At 72.2% G+C, this 19,996-nt stretch carries 23 protein-coding genes; 15 read left to right on the plus strand and 8 right to left on the minus strand.

The features are described from left to right. The first annotated feature begins 3 nt into the window (after positions 1–3). Genes hutU through hutI form a run of 4 tightly spaced genes read left to right on the plus strand, consistent with a single transcriptional unit; the run spans position 4 to position 5,378 of the window. On the plus strand, positions 4–1,665 hold the full coding sequence (gene hutU, locus QNO26_RS02070) for a urocanate hydratase (protein ID WP_257526283.1): 1,662 nt from the start codon (positions 4–6) through the stop codon (positions 1,663–1,665). Further along, entirely contained in the window at positions 1,662–2,882 is a 1,221-nt protein-coding gene (locus QNO26_RS02075) for an allantoate amidohydrolase (protein WP_257526282.1), read from the plus strand. Before hutU ends, QNO26_RS02075 begins: the two co-directional genes overlap by 4 nt. Further along, the gene (locus tag QNO26_RS02080; RefSeq protein ID WP_257526281.1) at positions 2,879–4,216 is read left to right on the plus strand and encodes a formimidoylglutamate deiminase; all 1,338 of its coding nucleotides are present in this window, start codon (positions 2,879–2,881) and stop codon (positions 4,214–4,216) included. Before QNO26_RS02075 ends, QNO26_RS02080 begins: the two co-directional genes overlap by 4 nt. Position 4,217: 1 nt before the next feature. Further along, positions 4,218–5,378: an imidazolonepropionase gene (hutI, locus tag QNO26_RS02085; protein WP_257526280.1), complete on the plus strand. Its 1,161-nt coding sequence runs from the start codon at positions 4,218–4,220 to the stop codon at positions 5,376–5,378. On the opposite strand, the gene QNO26_RS02090 is transcribed toward hutI, so the two are convergent. Beyond that, complete coding sequence (locus tag QNO26_RS02090; RefSeq protein ID WP_257526279.1) at positions 5,375–5,719, minus strand: DUF7882 family protein; 345 nt, start codon at positions 5,717–5,719, stop codon at positions 5,375–5,377. The two genes, hutI and QNO26_RS02090, sit on opposite strands and share 4 nt — an antisense overlap. 166 nt (positions 5,720–5,885) lie before the next feature. Here QNO26_RS02090 and QNO26_RS02095 point away from each other — a divergent pair, with 166 nt between their 5' ends. Continuing rightward, complete coding sequence (locus QNO26_RS02095) at positions 5,886–6,113, plus strand: hypothetical protein (RefSeq protein ID WP_257526278.1); 228 nt, start codon at positions 5,886–5,888, stop codon at positions 6,111–6,113. A 15-nt stretch (positions 6,114–6,128) separates the two neighbouring features. Then, positions 6,129–6,665 (plus strand): MarR family winged helix-turn-helix transcriptional regulator, encoded by a 537-nt coding sequence (locus tag QNO26_RS02100; RefSeq protein WP_257526277.1) that lies wholly within the window; start codon positions 6,129–6,131, stop codon positions 6,663–6,665. Positions 6,666–6,672: 7 nt separating this feature from the next. On the opposite strand, the gene surE is transcribed toward QNO26_RS02100, so the two are convergent. The 4 genes from surE to QNO26_RS02120 all read right to left on the minus strand — a co-directional run bounded on the left by surE (position 6,673) and on the right by QNO26_RS02120 (position 9,965). Beyond that, positions 6,673–7,413: a 5'/3'-nucleotidase SurE gene (surE, locus tag QNO26_RS02105; RefSeq protein WP_257526276.1), complete on the minus strand. Its 741-nt coding sequence runs from the start codon at positions 7,411–7,413 to the stop codon at positions 6,673–6,675. After that, positions 7,410–8,417, minus strand: a complete 1,008-nt coding sequence (locus QNO26_RS02110; RefSeq protein WP_257526275.1) for a PfkB family carbohydrate kinase — start codon at positions 8,415–8,417, stop codon at positions 7,410–7,412. Before QNO26_RS02110 ends, surE begins: the two co-directional genes overlap by 4 nt. A 56-nt stretch (positions 8,418–8,473) precedes the next feature. Continuing rightward, entirely contained in the window at positions 8,474–9,595 is a 1,122-nt protein-coding gene (locus QNO26_RS02115) for a fatty acid desaturase family protein (RefSeq protein ID WP_257526274.1), read from the minus strand. A 166-nt stretch (positions 9,596–9,761) separates the two neighbouring features. Beyond that, positions 9,762–9,965: a cold-shock protein gene (locus QNO26_RS02120; protein WP_191718937.1), complete on the minus strand. Its 204-nt coding sequence runs from the start codon at positions 9,963–9,965 to the stop codon at positions 9,762–9,764. Positions 9,966–10,097: 132 nt separating this feature from the next. Here QNO26_RS02120 and QNO26_RS02125 point away from each other — a divergent pair, with 132 nt between their 5' ends. Continuing rightward, entirely contained in the window at positions 10,098–10,289 is a 192-nt protein-coding gene (locus QNO26_RS02125) for a hypothetical protein (RefSeq protein ID WP_257526273.1), read from the plus strand. A 209-nt stretch (positions 10,290–10,498) separates the two neighbouring features. On the opposite strand, the gene QNO26_RS02130 is transcribed toward QNO26_RS02125, so the two are convergent. Beyond that, positions 10,499–10,699 (minus strand): multidrug transporter, encoded by a 201-nt coding sequence (locus QNO26_RS02130; protein WP_257526272.1) that lies wholly within the window; start codon positions 10,697–10,699, stop codon positions 10,499–10,501. A gap of 149 nt (positions 10,700–10,848) precedes the next feature. Between QNO26_RS02130 and QNO26_RS02135 the strand changes: the two genes are divergently transcribed. Then, positions 10,849–11,295: a MarR family winged helix-turn-helix transcriptional regulator gene (locus QNO26_RS02135; protein ID WP_257526271.1), complete on the plus strand. Its 447-nt coding sequence runs from the start codon at positions 10,849–10,851 to the stop codon at positions 11,293–11,295. Here QNO26_RS02135 and QNO26_RS02140 read toward each other — a convergent pair whose 3' ends face one another. After that, the gene (locus QNO26_RS02140) at positions 11,296–11,613 is read right to left on the minus strand and encodes a DUF7882 family protein (protein WP_257526270.1); all 318 of its coding nucleotides are present in this window, start codon (positions 11,611–11,613) and stop codon (positions 11,296–11,298) included. Positions 11,614–11,666: 53 nt separating this feature from the next. Then, entirely contained in the window at positions 11,667–11,969 is a 303-nt protein-coding gene (locus QNO26_RS02145; protein WP_257526269.1) for a hypothetical protein, read from the minus strand. A 486-nt stretch (positions 11,970–12,455) separates the two neighbouring features. On the opposite strand from QNO26_RS02145, the gene QNO26_RS02150 reads away from it, so the two are divergent. From QNO26_RS02150 to QNO26_RS02180, 7 genes are read left to right on the plus strand one after another with little or no spacing between them, the layout of a single operon-like run. Further along, complete coding sequence (locus QNO26_RS02150) at positions 12,456–14,111, plus strand: TIGR04028 family ABC transporter substrate-binding protein (protein WP_257526268.1); 1,656 nt, start codon at positions 12,456–12,458, stop codon at positions 14,109–14,111. Beyond that, on the plus strand, positions 14,111–15,058 hold the full coding sequence (locus tag QNO26_RS02155) for an ABC transporter permease (protein WP_257526267.1): 948 nt from the start codon (positions 14,111–14,113) through the stop codon (positions 15,056–15,058). Before QNO26_RS02150 ends, QNO26_RS02155 begins: the two co-directional genes overlap by 1 nt. Continuing rightward, complete coding sequence (locus QNO26_RS02160; protein WP_257526266.1) at positions 15,055–15,969, plus strand: ABC transporter permease; 915 nt, start codon at positions 15,055–15,057, stop codon at positions 15,967–15,969. Before QNO26_RS02155 ends, QNO26_RS02160 begins: the two co-directional genes overlap by 4 nt. Then, a complete protein-coding gene (locus tag QNO26_RS02165; protein WP_257526265.1) occupies positions 15,969–17,660 on the plus strand; it encodes a dipeptide ABC transporter ATP-binding protein in 1,692 nt (563 codons plus the stop codon). Before QNO26_RS02160 ends, QNO26_RS02165 begins: the two co-directional genes overlap by 1 nt. Then, the gene (locus tag QNO26_RS02170; RefSeq protein WP_257526264.1) at positions 17,657–18,688 is read left to right on the plus strand and encodes a putative FMN-dependent luciferase-like monooxygenase; all 1,032 of its coding nucleotides are present in this window, start codon (positions 17,657–17,659) and stop codon (positions 18,686–18,688) included. Before QNO26_RS02165 ends, QNO26_RS02170 begins: the two co-directional genes overlap by 4 nt. Then, positions 18,685–19,287, plus strand: a complete 603-nt coding sequence (locus tag QNO26_RS02175) for a CMD domain protein (RefSeq protein WP_257526263.1) — start codon at positions 18,685–18,687, stop codon at positions 19,285–19,287. The genes QNO26_RS02170 and QNO26_RS02175 overlap by 4 nt, the downstream gene beginning before the upstream one ends. Continuing rightward, entirely contained in the window at positions 19,284–19,928 is a 645-nt protein-coding gene (locus QNO26_RS02180; RefSeq protein WP_257526262.1) for an alkylhydroperoxidase domain protein, read from the plus strand. The genes QNO26_RS02175 and QNO26_RS02180 overlap by 4 nt, the downstream gene beginning before the upstream one ends. Positions 19,929–19,996 lie beyond the last annotated feature (68 nt).

Here is a 19,996-nt window from a genome sequence, read left to right on the forward strand (position 1 = left end):
CCCGTGACCGACCACCAGCCCCGTCCTGTCCGCGCCGCCCGCGGCACCGCCCTCACCGCGAAGGGATGGCAGACCGAAGCGGCGCTGCGCATGCTGATGAACAACCTCGACCCCGAGGTCGCCGAGCGACCCGATGATCTCGTCGTGTACGGCGGCACCGGCCGGGCGGCGCGCAGCTGGGCGGCGTTCGACGCGATCGTGCGCACCCTCGAGACGCTCGAGGACGATGAGACCCTGCTGGTGCAGTCGGGCAAGCCCGTGGGGGTCTTCCGCACGCACGAGTGGGCGCCGCGGGTGCTGATCGCCAACTCGAACCTCGTGGGCGACTGGGCGACCTGGCCGGAATTCCGCCGGCTCGAGGCCGAGGGGCTCACGATGTACGGGCAGATGACCGCCGGATCGTGGATCTACATCGGAACGCAGGGCATCCTGCAGGGAACGTACGAGACCTTCGCGGCCGTCGCGGACAAGCGCTTCGGGGGGACCCTCGCCGGCACTCTCACCCTCACCGGCGGCGCCGGGGGCATGGGCGGCGCGCAGCCGCTGGCCGTCACGATGAACGACGGCGTCGTGCTCATCGTGGATGTCGACCCTGCGCGCCTGCAGCGCCGCGTCGACCACGGCTACCTCGACGAGATGACCGACGACCTCGAGGAGGCGCTGCGCCGGGTGCTGGCAGCCAAGGCCGAGCGCCGCCCGCTGTCGGTCGGCCTCGTCGGCAACGCCGCGACCGTGTTCCCGCAGCTGGTGCAGCGGGGCGTGCCGGTGGACATCGTCACCGATCAGACGTCCGCCCACGATCCCCTCAGCTACCTGCCCGAGGGTGTGCCGCTGGGCGAGTGGCACGAGCGGGCGGCGACGGACCCGGAAGCGTTCACCGAGGCATCCCGCCGGTCGATGGCCGCGCAGGTGCAGGCGATGGTGGATTTCCAGGATGCCGGTGCCGAGGTGTTCGACTACGGCAACTCGATCCGCGCCGAAGCGCAGCTGGGCGGGTGCGAGCGGGCGTTCGAGTTCCCCGGTTTCGTCCCCGCCTACATCCGCCCGCTGTTCGCCGAGGGCAAGGGGCCTTTCCGCTGGGCGGCGCTGTCGGGGGATCCCGCCGACATCGCCGCGACCGACCGGGCGATCCTGGAGCTGTTCCCCCACGATGAGAAGCTGCGGCGGTGGATCACCCGCGCCGGTGAGAAGGTGCACTTCGAGGGCCTCCCCGCCCGCATCTGCTGGCTCGGCTACAAGGAGCGCCACCTGGCGGGCCTGAGGTTCAACGAGATGGTGGCCTCCGGTGAGCTGAGCGCCCCGATCGTGATCGGCCGGGATCACCTGGATTCCGGCTCGGTCGCGTCGCCCTATCGTGAGACCGAGGCGATGAAGGACGGCTCCGACGCCATCGCCGACTGGCCCCTGCTCAACGCCCTGCTCAACACCGCGTCGGGCGCGACGTGGGTGTCGCTGCACCACGGCGGCGGCGTCGGCATCGGCCGGTCGATCCACGCCGGTCAGGTGGTGGTCGCCGACGGCACGGCGCTGGCCGCGCAGAAGATCGAGCGCGTGCTCGTCAACGACCCCGGCACCGGCGTCATGCGTCATGTGGATGCCGGCTACGAGCGTGCCATCGAGGTCGCCGCCGAGCGGGGCCTGCGCGTGCCGATGGCCGAGCGATGACGCCCACCGTCGCGGTCACCGCCGGTCGCCTCACAGGGCTGCACGAGATCGTCGACGTCGGGCGGGATTCCCGTCGCGGCGGCTACTCGCGGCATGTCTTTCAGCCGGCCGAGCTCGAGCTGCGGGCGTGGTTCGCCGAGCGGGCCGGTCGCCTGGGGCTGCACGTCGAAACCGACCGCAACGGCAACATGTGGGCGTGGTGGGGGGAGCCGGGACCCGATGCGGTGGTGCTCGGGAGCCACCTCGACTCGGTGCCGGGAGGCGGGGAGTTCGACGGCCCGCTCGGTGTGGTCAGCGCCCTCGACGCGATCGCGCTGCTGCGCGCCGACGGCTTCGCGCCGTCGCGGCCCTGCGCCGTGGTCGTCTTCGCGGAGGAGGAGGGATCGCGCTTCGGCGTCGCGTGCCTCGGCTCGCGGCTGATGACGGGAGCGATCGCCCCCGATCGCGCCGGCGCCCTCGTCGATGCCGACGGCATCGCGTTCGCCGACGCCGCGGCGGCCCACGGCATCCCGCCCCGCCACCTCGGCCGCGACGACGCCGCGCTCGGGCGCATCGGACTGTTCCTGGAGCTGCATGTCGAGCAGGGCCGCGGACTGATCGACCTCGACGCGCCCCTCGCCGTCGCCTCGAGCATCCTCGCCCACGGCCGGTGGCGCATCGACGTCGCGGGCGAGGGCAACCATGCCGGCGTGACCCGCATGGCCGACCGCCGCGACCCCATGGTCGCCGCCGCCCGCGGCATCATCGCGGTGCGCGCCGCTGCCGCCGCGCGCGGGGACGCCAGGGCGACGGTGGGGCGCATCTCCGCCGTGCCGGGCGGGACCAACGTGATCCCGTCGGTCGTCACCGCCTGGCTCGACGCCCGCAGCGCCGGCGACGACGACACCCGTGAGCTCGTGGCCGACATCGCCGCGCGGGTGACCGCGGAGGCCGCGGACGAGGGCTGCACCGCCACCGTCACCGAGGAGTCGTGGAGCGGCGCGGTGCAGTTCGACCCCGTCCTGCGCGAGGCGCTGGCTTCGCGCCTGGGCGGCATCCCCGCGCTGCCCACGGGTGCCGGGCACGATGCGGGGGTGCTGGCCGCGCACGTCCCGACGGCCATGCTGTTCGTCCGCAACCCCAGCGGGGTGTCGCATTCGCCCGAGGAGCACGCCACCCTCGACGACACCGTCGCGGGCGTGGTCGCGCTCGAGCAGGTGCTGCGAGGCCTGCTGTGATCATCCACTGCCAGACCGCGCTCATCGACGGCGTCCCGGTGCGCTCCGTGCGGCTGCACGTCGACCCGTCGGGGAGCATCGCCCGCATCGAGCCGGGTGTCGCGCCCGGGGAGGGCGATCTGCGGCTGGGCATGGTGCTCCCCGGCGCGGGCAACGCCCACTCGCACGCGTTCCACCGGGTGCTGCGCGGGCGCACCCACGACGGCGGCGGGGATTTCTGGCGGTGGCGCGAGCGCATGTACGCCGCCGCGGCGCGACTGGACCCCGCCCTCTACCACGACCTCGCCCGCGCCGTCTTCGGCGAGATGCTCGCGGCCGGGTACACCGCTGTCGCGGAGTTCCACTACGTGCACCACCGTCCCGACGGCACCGCCTACGATCCGGCGCACGCCATGGAGCGCGCGCTGGCCGAGGCGGCCGCCGACACCGGCATCCGGCTCACTCTGCTGGACACCTGCTACCTCGCGGGCGGGATCGGTGCGCCGCTCACCCTCGCGCAGCTGCGGTTCGGCGACGGCACCGCCGCAGGCTGGCTGCGCCGCTGGCACGCGCTGCGCGACGCCCTCGGTCCGTCGGTGGTGCTGGGCGCCGCGGTGCATTCCGTGCGCGCGGTGACCCCCGAGGACATCGGGGCGATCGTCGCCGGGCTTCCGGACGACGTTCCGCTGCACGTCCACCTCTCGGAGCAGCCGCAGGAGAACGCCGACTGCCTGGCGGCCTACGGCCGCACGCCGACGCAGGTGCTCGCCGACGCCGGGGCCCTCGCACCCCGGCTGAGCGCCGTGCACGCGACGCATCTCACCGCCGACGACGTGCGGATGCTGGGGGATGCCGGGGTCACGGCGGTGTTCTGCCCCACGACCGAGGCCGACCTCGGCGACGGCATCGGCCCGGCGCGGGAGCTCGCCGACGCGGGGGCGCGCATCGCCCTCGGGTCGGACCAGAACGCCGTGGTCGACCCCTTTCTCGAGGTGCGCGGCCTCGAAGCCGGCGAGCGTCTGGCCTCGGGTCGCCGCGGCCGGTTCAGCACGGTGGAACTGGCCGCGGCGCTCGCCGACAACGGCTACGCCGCCTGCGGTCTGACCGGCGGCATCCGCGTCGGCGCGCCCTGCGACCTCGTCGAGCTGGATGCCGCGACCGTGCGCACGGTCGGCGCAGAGCCCGCGCAACTGGTGCTCGCCGCCACCGCCTCCGACGTCCGCCGTGTCATCGTGGGAGGGCGGCTGCGGGCAGCCGCCGGCGTGCTCCGAGGCCGCGACGGCGGGGCGGGCGTCGACCCCGCCGCGCTGCTTGCGGCGGCCCTGCGACCCTTCGACACGTCCGAGGAGGACTGATATGGCGACCCTGCTGACCGACATCGGCGAGCTCACGACCCACGCCCCCGGCGAACCCCGCCTCCAGGACGCCGCGGTGGTGATCGAGGGAGACCGCATCGCGTGGATCGGCGGCGCCGCCGATGCACCCGCCGCCGATGAGGCCGTGACGCTGGGTGGCCGCGCCGTGCTCCCCGGCTGGGTGGACGCCCACACGCACCTCGTGTTCGCCGGCGACCGGTCCGCCGAGTTCGAGGCGCGGATGGCGGGGCAGGCGTACGCCGCGGGCGGGATCGCGACGACGGTGACGGCGACCCGCGCGGCGAGCGAGGGGGACCTCGCCGCCAACCTGCGGCGGCTGCGTCTGGAGGCGCTGCGCCAGGGGACGACCGTGCTGGAGACGAAGACCGGGTACGGCCTGGACGTCGCCTCCGAGGCGCAGAGCGCCCGCATCGCGGCAGCCGAGGCCGATGTCGTCACGTTCCTCGGCGCGCACATCGTGCCCGAAGGTGCGGACCCGCGCACCTATCTGGATCTCGTCACCGGCCCGATGCTCGACGCGGTGCGCCCGTGGGTGCAGTTCATCGACGTCTTCTGCGAGCGGGGGGCGTTCGACGTCGAACAGTCCCGCGAGGTGCTGCAGGCCGGAGTGCGGGCGGGGCTCGGCCTGCGCGTGCACGGAAACCAACTCGGTCACGGCGGGGGCGTGGCGCTCGCGGTGGAGATGGGGGCTGCCAGCGTCGACCACTGCAACGCACTCACCGACCACGACATCGATCTGCTGGCCGGGTCCGACACCGTCGCCACGGTGCTGCCCGCATGCGACCTCTCCACCCGCCAGCCGCTCGCGCCGGCGCGCCGGCTGTGGGATGCCGGAGCCACGGTGGCCATCGCGACCAACGCCAACCCGGGCACCTCGTACACGACGTCGATGCCGTACTGCGTCGCGACCGCCGTGCTGCAGATGGGCCTCTCCATCGAGGAGGCGGTGTGGTCGGCCACCCGCGGCGGAGCCGTGGCGCTCTCGCTGGTGGACCACCCCGATGCGGTGGGGATGATCGCCGTCGGCGGCCGCGCGGATCTCCAGGCGCTCGACGCGCCCTCCGTGTCGCACCTGGCCTACCGGCCCGGCGTCCCGCTGACGGCCGCCGTCTGGCGCGCGGGGGAGCGGGTCGCCCTCTAAGCGGCGAGGGGCTGCCGCGCCGCCGGCGCGATGGTCGCGAGGGGCTCATCGGCCCACGCCAGGGAGAGCCCGGCGGAGGAGTTGGCCATGGCGGCGAGGTCGCGCAGCAGCTCGGGGTCGAGAGTCTCGGGCTCGGGGCTTTCGAAGACGAAGCGCAGCGGGATCGACGGCTGCATCCACAGGGTCGTGCGGCCTCGCTCGTCGCCGTCGGGGTGACGCCACGAGAGGGTGAAACTCTCGCTGCGCCGCAGCTTGGTGGCGGTGACCACCTTCACGTGCGCGAGGAGCCGGTCCGGGATCTCGGCCGGGGTCTTGTCCGCTCCGTAGTAGAGAAGTCCCACTTCTGTCCCTTTCGCTTGCGGTGCGCTCGTGGCGTCGCCGTGTGTCGGCTGACTACTTCTCTACCGGAGATCTTCACTCGATGTCAATCACACTGAGTATGTAATACAGATGGTGTGTAATCGGATGGACCGGATCCCGGTTTTCGCTTTACACTGAGGAGACGACATGACCGTGATGCTCGACGCAGCGCCCACTCTCGAGGAACGCCAGGCCGCCGCCTGGTTCCCCGTGGAGACGGGTTTCTGGGTCGCCAACACGGGAGGTCGCTACTTGGGGGCGGTCGAACGACTGCGCTCGGGTGAGTTCAGTGCCCGCGACGCCACCGGCGCCGAGGTGGGGTGCTTCGGCACTCTCGCCGAGGCACGGGACGCGGTCACAAGCGAAGCCTGGTAGGAAGCGGGAGAAGACATGCCCCAGACGGTCGTGCGCCACGAGAACGAGCACCTGTACGCCGACCCGCCCGAGCGCGAGGCAGGCCGTGCACTCAGTGACGCCATCCTGCGGCTGCGCCGCGCCGAGCGCGGCCAGGAGCGCCGCGCCACGGCCCGCTCCACGCTCTCCGGCCTCGACCTCACGGCGCTGCGCTATCTCGTGCAGGGTGCCCGCGACGAGCGCGATCTCAGCCCCAAGGACCTGCTGACGATGCTCTCCACCTCCAGCGCCACCATCACGAACGTCGTCGAGCGACTCGTCTGCCGCGGTCTCGTCGAGCGCGTCCAGCACCCCCGCGACCGCCGTGCGCACTATCTCGTCCCCACCCCTGCTGCCTTCCGCCTCGTCGACGAGGCCTACGCCTCGCATCACAGCGCGATCGTCGAGGTGATCGACGGGCTGACGGATCAGCAGGCCGACGCCGCCGCCCTCGTCATCGCTCGTCTGGCCGAGCGGCTCGACCTGCTGGAGCGCGAGGAGCGGATCGCGGACGCCGAGGCCGGGCTGCGCTGAAGCCCGGTCAGTCCCACCCCAGGGGGACCGCGGTGATCGAATCCAGCCCGGTCACCGTGATCCAGCCCTCGGCGAGGTGCGCGGCATCCGTTCCCGGTTCGGGGACGTTCGGCAGGTCCTCGACAGCCAGACGGATGTGATGCTCCTCCCGCTCGCTGAGCGTGGTCTGGACGATGCCGAACGGTGCCAGGCTCGCCTCGCGCACGCCGCGCGGCTCGGCGGTGTTGGGCGCATTGACGTTGAGGACGGTCCCCGGGCTGCGCGCGAGCAGATCCGGCAGCAGGCGCAGCACCGCCTGAGCCGCAGCCTCCCAGTGGAACTCGGTCGGCCGCATGCCGACGTCGAGCGATACCGCCAGAGCGCGCGCACCGTTGAGGCCGGCCGTCAGAGCGGCTCCCACCGTGCCGGAGTGCAGGATCGCCCTCCCCACGTTGGCGCCGTGATTCACCCCCGACAGCACGAGCTCCGGGGGCGGGCCGAACGCGCCGTGCGTCGCGATCATGGCGATCAGACCGGGGCCGCCGTGCACCGCGAACGCCGGGATCTCCTCGAGCCCGCCGATGTCCCGGCGCTCCACGGCGATGCGGCCATCGTGGTCCTCCGCCATGATCGACGCGCTCGCGCCGCTGGACTGCGACGCCGGAGCCGCGATCACCACATCGAGCCCGGCCGACAGCGCCGCCGCCGCGAGGGCATGAAGGCCGGGCGCGTCGATGCCGTCATCGTTGGTGACGAGCGTGCGGGTCATGCCCGCCGCTCCTCCGGTTCGGCCAGGGCGGCCAGCCCGTCGCGGCTCACCCGCCCCGTGACCGGCTGATCCGGCAGGGCGGCGTCGCCGGCGGCGTCGCGCACGACCACCGCTCTGCGCAGCGCCGCGATCGCCGCGGCATCCCCTGTTCCGAGGCCGTGGCGTGTGACGTTGAGGGCACCTGCCGCAGCCCCCAGGGTCACCGCCGTCCGCGCCGTCTCGCCCGCGGCGATGGCCGCTGCGACCCCGGCCGTGAGCGAGTCGCCGGCGCCGGCGGTGTCGACCACCTGCATCCGGGGGGAGGCCACCTCGAGGAAGCCGCGCTCATCCAGCAGCAGCAGCGGCTCGGCGGCGCGGGAGACGATGACGGTGCACGCGCCGTGCTCGTGCAGCCGCCGCATCGCGGCGCGGATGGCACCCACCGAGCGGTCGCGGATGAGCATGTCGGCGTGCAGTTCCTCGTCGCTCACCTTCAGTACCGCGACCCCACCCGCCACCGCGGCCGCAAGGCGACGGCCGGCGAGGTCCACCAGCACCGGGATGCCGCTCGCGCGCAGGTCGGCCGCCAGTCGGCGGTAGGTGTCCGGCGGCAGGGTGTCGTCGCCCGCCGGACCGCTGAGGATCACCAGCCGGGACTGCAGTCCTGCCGCGAGGGTGCCGCTGTACAGCTCGTCGAGGTCGTGGCGCCCGATCGGGTCGCCGCGGTGCTCGGCGACGATCGTGCGCCGTCCGTCGCGACGGTCGTGCACGTACGCGGACCCGTGGCCCTGACGCAGCACGGGCACGACGGTGATGCCCTCGTCCTGCAGGAGGCGGTGCACGACGCGCCCGGTCTCGCCGGTCAGCGCGCAGCACATCGTGACGCTTCGGCCCAGACGCAGCAGCATGCGGGCCTGCCAGACGCCCTGCCCGCCGGCATGCACATGGATCTCGTTGTCGGAGGGGTGGTCCTCGACGGTGATGGTCAGGGTCGGGGACGGCGCGAAGATCGTCACATCGCTCATGGCCGTGACCCTACGGCCGCCGGCCCCCCGGCGCACCCCCTCGAGTGGGGGAGGTGTCAGCCCTGGAGGCCGAGTCCGCGGCGCGCGGTCGTCGCCATGGGGCAGTCGAACGGATCGCGGGCGGCGAGTCCGACCCGGTTGAGGTACTCGATCACGATCGCGTAGGAGGTGATGAGGCTGGTCTCCGTGTAGGGCACATTCAGCTCTCGGCACGCTTCCATGACGATCGGGCGCGCCTTGGCCAGGTGCGGCCGGGGCATGTTCGGGAACAGGTGGTGCTCGATCTGGTAGTTGAGCCCACCCATCAGCCACGTCGCCCACCATCCGCCGCGGATGTTGCGGGAGGTGCGCACCTGCTTGCTGAAGAAGTCGAGCTTGGCGTCCTTGTCGATGACGGGCATGCCCTTGTGGTTCGGCGCGAACGAGGCGCCCATGTACACGCCGAAGACGGCGACCTGCACGGCGAAGAACGCGAACGCCATGCCGAGCGGCAGGAAGAGGAAGATGGGGACGAAGACCGCCGTGTGGCGCACGGCCAGCAGAACGAGTTCGTAGGCGCGGCCCTTGACCGGCTGGCGGCTGAAAAGGTGACGCAGCGCGATGGCGTACAGGTTCAGGCCCTCGAGCGTGAGGAGGGGGAAGAACAGCCAGCCCTGACGCTTGGTGATGGCGCGCCGGATTCCGCGGGCGGAGGCGGCATCCTCGTCGAGGAACGAGATGGTGTCGATCTCGATGTCGGGGTCCTTGCCGACCCGGTTCGGGTTGGCGTGGTGACGCGTGTGCTTCGTCGTCCACCAGGACACGCTCATCCCGACGATGGCGGGGCCGATGAACCGGGCCAGGCGATCGTTGGCGGGGCCGGATGCGAAGATCTGGCGGTGGGCGGCCTCGTGCGCGAGGAAGGCCACCTGCGTGAAGAGGATGCCGGAGACGGCAGCGACGATCAGCTGCAGCCAGCTGTCGCCCAGCATGAAGAATGCGACGATGCAGGCGGCGAAGCCGACGAGGATCGCGGCTCCGACGGCGGCGTAGAACCCGGGGGTGCGGGTGAGCAGCCCCTTCTCCTTCACCGCGGCGGACACATCGGTGTACGCGCGCGTGATGGGAGGGAATTCCTTGGTGCTCGCGTAGGTCTGACGGATCGGACCGAGCGTGGCTTCCATAACAGTGGCAGACATAGCCTCACCTGTTTCCTCGGGGACCTTGAGGCCCGTGGGCTGACGGCGGGTGCCACCTGCTGTCTTCGACAGTACGCGTCCGTCTATGCGGCTTGCGGAATGCGATACGGAGTCTGGAATGCACGAAGGCCGGCACGCGAGTCGCGTGCCGGCCTTCGTGGGAAACTCAGAGTGCGCGGATGTTCGCAGCCTGCATGCCCTTGGGGCCCTGCTCTGCGTCGTACTCCACCTTCTGCGTCTCGCGCAGTTCCTTGAAGCCGTTGCCGGCGATCGCGCTGTAGTGCGCGAACAGGTCGGCAGAGCCGTCATCCGGCGCGATGAAGCCGTAGCCCTTTTCGGAGTTGAACCATTTCACGGTGCCAGTGGCCATCGTGTCTTTCCTTCTACTTTTCGGGCCGCGAGTGCGACCGATGGTGCCGAGCCGACGAATGCGACGCGGACGGATGGACCGCGAGGGACTCGCGGAGATCGAGGGGGCGCCGTTTCGCGGGACGAGGACGGCGTGCTGCGCGTCCTCGAGCGTGGCGTGGACGCCGAGGTGCTGGCCCTGGGGGCCATGAGCGGTGAAGCCGACGAGTGCACGTGCGGCATGCCCGGCGTAGTCGCCGTCACGGGTGGCGACGAAGACGTCGGCATCGGCCTGACGCCAATCGAGCGGGCGCTGCACGACAGTGTCGCAGCAGAGAACAGGTGACAAAAACAAACTTTCAGATGGTGTGCCGGGCGTCTGGTGTGACGCGGACCTGGCACGCGGTGACAAGGCTGCGAATCTGCAGCCGGTCCGGCCGTGAAACGCCCTCCAACTCTGGAGAACGTCGATACAGCGGACCTTCCCCGAACTGGGGTTCCCCCACTGTAGCACGTTCTGAGCGGGACGCCGTCATCGGCAACAGCGATGCCCACTCACGGCCGATCTGCGGGCCTGCTGTCGTCGAGCACATCGCCGCCGGGGCGCACGGGGGCGTCGTCGCGCACATCGATGCGGGTGACCCCGTCGCGCTTGGTGACATCGATGCGTGCAGCCGCATCCGCTTCGACAGCCCCCGGTGCGGCCAGGAGCTGATCGCGGCGCTTCTCCTCATCGGTCATCTCGTGGTCTTCCATCCCTCCACGGTAGGGATCCGCTGCCCGCGGCGGGCGGGGTTTACAGGGCGGCCGCGCTGCGCTACCACACGCGCGGCCGCCCAGGGTGTCTGCAGGGGCGCGCTCCTACACTGGGGCAACCGACGTCGCAGATCTGCAGAGAGGAAACCATGTCCGAGCAGACGACCGCGCTGCGCGCCGCACGGAGTGTGGAGATGCTGAGGCTGGCCGAGGCACGTCTGGCCCGCCGGCGGCAGACGGACTGCGGGCCGAGCGAGACCGCCCGCGCGGCGATGCGCTACATCCTGGAGTGCGACGACGCCGGGCAGCAGGTGACACCGACGGCCATCGCCGAGCACCTCGGAGTGTCGACCGCGTCGGTGACCGGCATGCTCAACAGCTTGCGGGCCGGAGGGCTGATCGGCTTCCGGGCCAACCCCGACGACGGCCGCAGCAAGTTCGTCGTGCCCATCGACCGCACGTCGGAGGTGGCGGACGTCGATCCGCTCACCGCTCACATCCGCGATATGGCCGAGCAGCTGACGGAGAACGAAGCGCGGCACATCGCCGACTTCCTCGAGCTGGTGCGGGCGGCCGTCGACCGCGAGTGCGCCTGATCAGCCGAGCGCGTCGGCCGTCACCGTTCCTGGAGCAGGCTCGGGAAGCATCCGCAGCCCGTTGGCGCTGCTGGCCTCCTGCATGAGCACCTCGATCCACTCGCGGTTCATCGACGGCGGACGGCTGCCGTGGAACTGGAAGACGATCGGCACGGCGGGATGGATCCAGATGCTGCAGCTGACGTGGGGCTCGGCATGGTGGAACATGAACGGCTCGCCTCGGCGAAGCTTGTTCATGAACACGACGCGCAGGTGCGCAAGAGGGCGGTCTTCGATGTCGAAGGACCTGTTGCCGCTGCCGTAAACCAGTTTTCCCACGATTCGACCGTATCGGCTGTGGCGCACGCAGCCAATCCGGCGAGGCTGCCTAATCAGTTGACGGACTGTTGCGACGGACTCAGCGGGGGATGGTGCGCGATGGGGATGGGCTTGGTGCGCCGCGACACCGCAGGCGGGGAGAACAGGTCGTGCGCCACGCGGACGACTTCCTCCAGCGTCTCATGACGGCTGGTGCCGGTGCGGGCCGCGACCCACACCGCCTCGTACGGCCCTTCGACGGTGAGCTCCACGTACGCGAGGAGAGCCTGCGCCGCGTTGTCGGCCGCCTTGTCCAGCAGCCGCCATGCGTTGTGGCCCATCGGCTCCACCCGGACGCGTCTGGTCGAGTGGTCCATCGCGTTACTCGAATCGTGCGGCGGGGCGCACACGGTCCCGCGTGAGGCGGTGGCCGGGGCGGGCGCGCCGGGGGTCCGTGCCCGGCGGTGCCTCGGCTGCGCGAGAGGAGAGGATGCCGTCCCGTCCTCGAATCTGCTGGCGGGGACTGTGGGGTCGTGCGGCGGAATCCATGGTCGAACCTCCACCCTCGAGGGTGCCCACGGCTCCTGTCGGTGGGGAGGGGATTGACAGTGCCGCCGGCCTCGGTTAGCCGGGTGCAGACCACCCGGGCGCCCGCGTCGGGCGCGTCGTGAGACACGTCACATTTCGCCATACGGCGGCCAGGTCGCCACCCCCTCCGCGCCGCGGTAGCGCAGCCGGCGACACAGGCCGACACATTCGGCATCCCGCCGCGACGGCCGGTGCTCGAGCCTGCCTACGCTGACCCCACCCGCCGGGCCGGCTCCCGGTCAGGGCTGCACAGCACTGAGAGAAAGCGGCACACCATGTCCTCGTATCTTCCGCTCCGTCCGGCCGCGGCCACCCTCGCGGCCCTGGCGCTGATCACCCTCACCGCCTGCGCCGCCCCCGCTGCCGGGCCCGGCGGCTCCTCCTCCGGTGAGCCGGTCGAGGGCGGCACGCTGGTGTACCTCGAGCACCAGGCGCACACGACGCTCTACCCGCCGTCGGCCGGGTTCTACCCGAACGGGGGCATCGTCAACAACGTGCTGGACCGCCTGGTCTGGCAGGACCCCGAGACGCGCGAGCTGAAGCCGTGGATCGCCACCGACTGGGAGGTGAACGCCGACGCCACCCAATACACCTTCAACCTGCGCGACGACGTCACCTTCTCCGACGGCACAGCGCTGGACGCGGCGGTCGTGGCGAAGAACTTCGACCTGTATGGACTGGGCGATCCCGACCGCGGGCTGACCGTCTCGGAGGCCATCAACAACTACGAGCGCAGCGAGGTCATCGACGACGACACCGTCGTGTTCCACTTCTCCGCCCCGTCGCCGGGGTTCCTGCAGGCGACGTCGACCAACAACTCCGGGCTGCTGTCTGCGGAGACCCTCGACTTCACCCTCGAGCAGTTCGCCCCGGGCAACTCGGCCGAGGTGATCGGCTCCGGCCCCTTCACCATCACCGAGGAGACCATCGGCTCGACCCTGACGCTCACCGCGCGCGACGACTACGACTGGGCGCCGCCGGACCGCGCGCACCAGGGCCGGGCCCACCTGGAGGCCGTGAAGATCACGGTGACGCCAGAGGACAGCGTGCGCGTGGGCGCCCTGCTCTCGGGCCAGGCCGACTACGTGCGCTACGTCGAGGCGCAGGACGAGGCGCAGGTCGAGGCGGCGGGCTTCACCGTGTACGCACCGCAGACCGGCGGCGTCACCAACCACCTGAGCCTGCGCCCGCGCGGCGAGATCCTCTCCGACATCCGCGTGCGCCAGGCGATCATCGCGGGGGTGGACCGCGCCGAGGTCGTGGACACGATCTACACCGAGAAGTACCCGCTGGCCACCTCCATCCTCGCCCGCACCGCGCCGGGCTACGTCGATACCGACGAGGCGTTCGGCTACGACCCGCAGCGCGCCGCCACGCTGCTCGACGAGGCGGGCTGGGCGGAGGGCTCCGACGGCATCCGCCAGAAGAACGGACGGCCGCTGACCCTCGTCGTGAACGAAGCCGCCCCGCAGCCGCGCTCGTTCGAGGCGCTGACGCTCATCAGTCAGCAGCTGAAGAAGATCGGCGTGGACCTGAAGATCCTGAAGGCGGACGCCGGTTCGGCCGCCGAGGCCGTGCGCGACGTGGACCAGGTGCAGATCTACCACTCGATGGTGGCCCGCGCCGACCTCGACGTCATCAAGAGCCAGTTCCACTCGCAGAACCGCAACGCCCTGCTCAACCTCGACTACGGCGACGGCTCGATCGGCGACCCGCAGCTGGAGGACCTGCTGCAGGCGGTGGCCTCCGAGGCGGACCCGCAGGCGCGTCTGGCGGACAGTGCCGAGGCGCAGCGCTACCTCGCCGACGAGGCCTACGTGCTGCCGCTGTTCGAGGAGCCGCAGGTCTACGGAGCCTCCGACCGCGTGCACGGCGTCACGTTCGAGTCCGTCGCCCGCCCGAGCTTCTACGAGATCTGGCTGGACGACTGATGCGCTATCTCGCCCGGCGCACCGGCCAGGCGGTCATCGTTCTGCTGGCCGCGTTCACGGGGGCGTTCCTGCTGCTGCAGGCCCTCCCCGGCGACGCGATCATGATCAGATACGAGAACCCGGAACTGGGACTGTCGCCCCAGCAGATCGCCGAGGTGCGCGAGAGATTCGGCGTGGACACCCCGCTGCCGGTGCAGTACGTGCACACCCTGCTCGGGTTCTTCGCCGGCGACTTCGGCTACTCGCTGCAGACCGGCACCCCGGTGCGGCAGCTGCTGGGCGAGGCGCTGCCGCACACCCTCACCCTGGGTGGCATCGCCCTGGTCGTGGCGGTGCTGCTCGCCGGACTGATCGCGTTCGGATCGAGCCTGCCGCGCCTGCGGTGGCTGCGCGATGTGCTGCGCTCGCTGCCGCCGCTGGTCGTCTCGATTCCCACCTTCTGGCTCGGCATCATGCTCGTGCAGGTGGTGAGCTTCCAGCTCGGGTGGGTCTCGGTGATCGCCCCCGGTCCGGTCGAAGGGCTCATCCTCCCCGTGATCACGCTCGCGGTGCCGCTGTCGGCGCCGCTCGCGCAGATCCTGGTGCGCAGCATCGACGATGTGTCGGCGCAGCCGTTCGTCGCCGTCGTGCGCGCTCGGGGCGCATCGCCGGCCTGGATCCTCGGCCGCAACGTCGCCAAGAACGCGATCCTGCCGACCCTCACCATGGCCGGGCTGCTGCTGGGCGACCTCATCGGCGGCGCGGTGCTGACCGAGACCGTCTTCGGCCGCCCCGGCATCGGGCGCATCACCGAGCAGGCGGTGGGGCTGCAGGACATCCCGGTGCTGCTGGCGGTCGTCGTGCTGGCGGCGGCGTCCTTCGTCGTGGTGAACCTCATCGTCGACCTGCTGTACCCGGTGCTCGACCCGCGATTGGCCGCGCGCACCCGAGAAGGAGTCCCCGCATGAGCACGCAGACCCTCGCCGCGCTCGGTGATCTCGTCGACGACGCGGCGTCCACCCACGCCCGCCCCGCCACCTCGGCCCCGCCCTCGCGCCGCGCCCGCGGTCGCGCCCGGCTGCGGCGACTCCGCCCCGGCGTCATCCTGGCGTGGGGCGTGCTGGCGGTCGTGGTGGCGTGGGCGGTCGCCCCCGGGCTCTTCACCCCGCTCGATCCGATCGCGGGCGACGCCGCCGCGGCGCTGCAGGCGCCCAGCGCGCTGCATCCCTTCGGGACGGATGCCACCGGGCGCGACATGTTCGCCCGGGTCGTGCACGGCGCCGTGCAGACGCTCTCCGGAGCGCTGGTGGCCGTCGCCGTCGGGCTGGTCGGCGGCACCCTGCTCGGAGTGGTGGCCGGTTCCGTGGGCGGGTTCGTCGACGACGTGCTCATGCGGGTCGTCGACGTGCTGCTGGCCATTCCGGGACTGCTGCTGGCCCTGAGCTTCATCATCATCCTGGGCTTCGGCACGGTGCAGGCCGCGATCGCGGTGGGCATCGGCTCGATCGCCAGCTTCGCCCGACTCAGCCGATCGGAGGTGCTGCGGGTGCGCGGCACCGACTACGTCGAGGCCGCGTTCGCCAGCGGCGGCGGATTCTGGACCGTGCTGCGCCGCCACATCCTCCCGAACTCACTCACCCCTGTGCTGGCGCTCGCCGCCCTGAACTTCGGCGCGGCGATCCTGGCGATCTCGGCGCTGGGCTTCCTCGGGTACGGCGCGCCGCCGCCCACGCCGGAATGGGGGCTGATGATCGCGGAAGGACGCAACTACATCGCCACCGCGTGGTGGTTGACGACCCTCCCCGGCCTCGTCGTGGTGATCGTCGTGCTCAGCGCCAACCGGCTCAGCGCCGCGGCGGCCGAACGGGGGAGGCGCTGATGGCCCGCGAGGTGCTGCAGGTGTCGGGGCTCGACGTCTCCTACGACGTGGCCGGTGACGCGGTCACCGTGCTGCGGGGCGTCGACGTCGCACTCGGCCCCGGCGAGGTGCTGGCCGTGGTCGGCGAATCCGGCTCGGGCAAGACGACGCTGGCGCAGGCGGCGACCGGCCTCCTCGCCGCCAACGGGCGCGTCACCGCGGGACGGGTCACCCTCGGCGACCTCGACGTCACGGGATGGACCGACCGGCAGTTCCGCAGCGTGCGCGGCACCCGCATCGGCTGGATCCCGCAGGACCCGCACAGTTCACTCAACCCGGTCGCACGCATCGGCGACAGTGTCGCGGAGGTGCTGCGCGTGCACCGCTGGAAGGACGAAGCGGCCCGCCGCCGTCGTGTCGTGGAGCTGCTCGACCGCGTCGGCATCCCCGAGCCCGACCTGCGGGCGCGGCAGTACCCGCATGAGCTGTCGGGAGGGATGAAGCAGCGCGCCCTCATCGCCGCAGCCATCGCGCTGCAGCCGGCGCTGCTCATCGCCGACGAAGCCACCAGCGCGCTCGACGTGACGGTGCAGAAGACGATCCTCGACCTCATCGACGACCTGCGGCGCGAGCACGGCACCGCGGTGCTCATGGTGACGCATGATCTCGCCGTCGCCGCCGACCGCTCGCACCGCATCGCGGTGCTGCAGGGCGGGCGGCTGCAGGAGGCCGGGGACACCGCCCGGGTGCTGCAGGATCCGCAGAGCGCGTACACCCGGCGTCTGCTCGCCGACGCGCCGTCGTTCGACACCGCGGTGCGACCGGCGCGCGAGCGGGTGGACGGCGCGGTCGGCGCGGTGGGCGCAGCGGAGGCCCGGATGGAGACCGAAGCGCCGGCGATCACCGTCACCGGGCTCTCGCAGCACTTCCCCCGCGGGCGGCGGCGCGAGCCGCTGCGGGCGGTGGACGACGTGTCGTTCACGGTGGCGCGGGGCACCACCCACGCGATCGTGGGGGAATCCGGCTCGGGCAAGACCACCCTGGCGCGCATCGTGATGGGCTTCCAGCGGCCGACCGCCGGCAGCGCCGTCGTCGCCGGGCACGAGGTGGCGCGGCTGCGCCGGGCGGATGCCGCAGCGTTCCGCCGCGACGTGCAGATGGTGTACCAGAACCCCTTCGCCTCGCTCGACCCACGCCAGAGCGTCGGTGCGATCGTCGCCGAACCGCTGCGGAACTACGGCGTCGGCGACCGCGCCGAGCGCGCGCGTCGCGTCGCCGACATGCTCGAGCGCGTGGCGCTCCCGCCCGACCTGGCCGCCCGCCGCCCGCGGGAGCTCTCCGGCGGCCAGCGGCAGCGCGTGGCGATCGCCCGCGCCCTGGTGCTCGAGCCCCGGGTGGTCGTGCTCGACGAAGCCGTGTCGGCGCTGGACGTGACGGTGCAGGCGCAGATCCTGCGGCTGCTCGACGAACTGCAGCAGGACCTGGGCGTCACCTACCTGTTCATCTCGCACGACCTGGCCGTCGTCCGCCGCATCAGCGACACCGTCTCGGTGCTGCGCGCCGGCCGGATCGTGGAGAGCGGCACCACCGAGCGGATCTTCACCGATCCGCAGACCGAAGACACCGCACGGCTGCTGGCCGCCATCCCCGGCGGCATCCGGCAGCCCGCGCCGCCACCGGCGGCCGTGCCCAGAGAAGGAGTACCGGCATGACCCTGCGTCTGGCCCTGTTCACCCGTCTGCTCGACGACGCCGGCCCCGGCGAACGATTCCGTCTCGCTCTGGAGCAGATCCAGCAGGCGGAGCGGTTCGGCATCGGCCGCGCCTGGGTGGCGCAGCACCACTTCCGCGGCGCGGAAGGCGGCCTGCCGTCACCCTTCGTCTTCCTCTCCCACGTCGCCGCGCGCACCGAGGCGATCCGCCTCGCCACCGGTGTGGTGACGCTGCCGCTGGAAGACCCGGTGCGCGTCGCCGAGGATGCCGTGGTCGCCGACCTGCTCTCGCAGGGCCGCATCGACATCGGACTCGGCAGCGGCGGCACCCCGTCGTCGTTCACGCCGTTCGGCCTCGATGCGAAGGACAAGGCCGCGCTGTTCGATGACAAGCTGGCGACGCTCCAGACGGCCCTCGACGGCGGCGACCTCGCCGGTGGCGCGCGGCTGTACCCGCCGGCGGGCACGCTCGCCCGCCGCATCTGGCAGGCCACCTTCTCCGCTGCCGGCGGCACGCGCGCCGGCGTCAGCGGGCACGGATTGATGCTCTCGCGCACCCAGCCGCGTCCGGCCGATCGGCTGGATGCCGCGCTCGCCGAGGTGCAGCTGCCGATCATCGACGCCTACCTCGCGGCGCTGCCCGCCGGTCACCCTCCCCGCATCACCGCGTCGCGCACCGTGTTCGTCGCCGACGACCGTGACGAGGCCCGTCGCCACGCCGAGGTGGGGCTGCGCCGCGGCGCCGAGGGACTGCGCCGCAGCGGGCAGGTGATCCCCGACGGCGACCTCGATGAGCTCATCCGGGCGACCGACACCCACATCGGGACGCCCGACGAGGTCGCGGCGTCGCTGGCAGCCGACCCGGTGCTCGGCCAGGTCGACGAGGTCGCGTTCCAGGTGCACTCCGTCGACGCGCCGCACGAGCTGGTGCTGCGCTCGATCGAACTGTTCGCCACCGAGGTCGCGCCCGCCCTGGGCTGGACGGCCCCGGCATCCGCCCCCGCCCGTCACGAATGGAGCACCGTATGACCGCCTTCCCGATCGACGTGATCGACGAACTCGCCGGCGTCGCGCCCGGCTCCGCGCTCGACACACTGCGCCGGCGGCGCCCCGTCACCCGGGACCAGGCGCAGGAGAGCTTCGCCGCGCTGTTCGTCCCGCGCGATGACAGCGAGCTGCCGCTGGCCGACCGCCTGCTGATCGCCGCGTTCGCCACGCGCCTCACCGGCGACGACGCCACCGCCGCGTTCTACGCCGCGCACGCCGCGCAGGCCGACCCCGAACGTGCGGAGGTCGTGGCGGACGCCGCCGCGCAGGCGATCGCCCCCGGCCCGTTCGGCCGGTACCGCGAGCCGGGGCTGCAGGCCGAGAGCACCGAGGGGCTGCGGTGGCGGGCATCCGCGGAGCAGCGCGCGGCCGTCGGAGACAGGCTGACCGCCGCCCTCGAGCACGCGCACCTTCTGGTGCTGCGCCCGCGCGAAGCGGATGCCGCGGCGCTGGCCGCGCTGACGGATGCCGACTGGTCGGTCGACGCCGTCGTCACCCTGTCGCAGCTGGTGGCGTTCCTCGCCTTCCAGCAGCGGGTCGTCACCGGCCTGCAGACCATCGCCGAGGAGGCCGCAGCATGAGCATCGACACCCCCATCGACACGGCCGACGAGGCCGTCGACACCGCCGTGCCCGCCGTGACCGCCGTGCCCGCCGTGCCGGATCGCTTCACGCGTGACCAGGTCGGCTGGACCCCGCACCTCGAGCCGAAGCCCCTCGCCGACCTCGACGAGCGCGATCACGCGGGTCTGGTCGATCGCGGCCGGGCGTCGAGCGACTACTTCCGGCTGCTGGTGCGCGATCCGGAGATCCTCGGCGCCCGCACCCGCGTCGACAAGGACATCTTCTACAACACCGCCGGCGGCCTGCCGCGTGCCGAGCGGGAACTCGCCGCCACGGCGGCATCCCGCCTCAACGGCTGCGTCTTCTGCGCGTCGGTGCACTCCCGCTTCGCCGCGCACCACTCCGGTCGCCCCGACGACGTCGACCGCCTGCTCCGCGAGGGCGTCGACGCCGACCTCGGCGAGCGGTGGAACGCGATCGCCGCCGCCGCCGTCGCCCTGACCCGCACGCCGTCGGCGCTGACCGTCGACCACGTGCGCCGGCTGCGGGACGCCGGCCTCGACGACCTCGCGATCGCCGACGTCGTCCACGGTGCCGCCTTCTTCAACTGGGCGAACCGGCTGATGCTGTCGCTCGGCGACCCCGTCGCCCCCGCCTGACCCCCGCCCGCCTCGCCCCGCCGCCCCGCCGCCCCGCTGGGCGGGGCGGGCCGAGCAGCTCGAGTGTC

This window comes from Microbacterium sp. zg-Y1090, from assembly GCF_030246945.1.
Lineage (GTDB): Bacteria > Actinomycetota > Actinomycetes > Actinomycetales > Microbacteriaceae > Microbacterium > Microbacterium wangruii.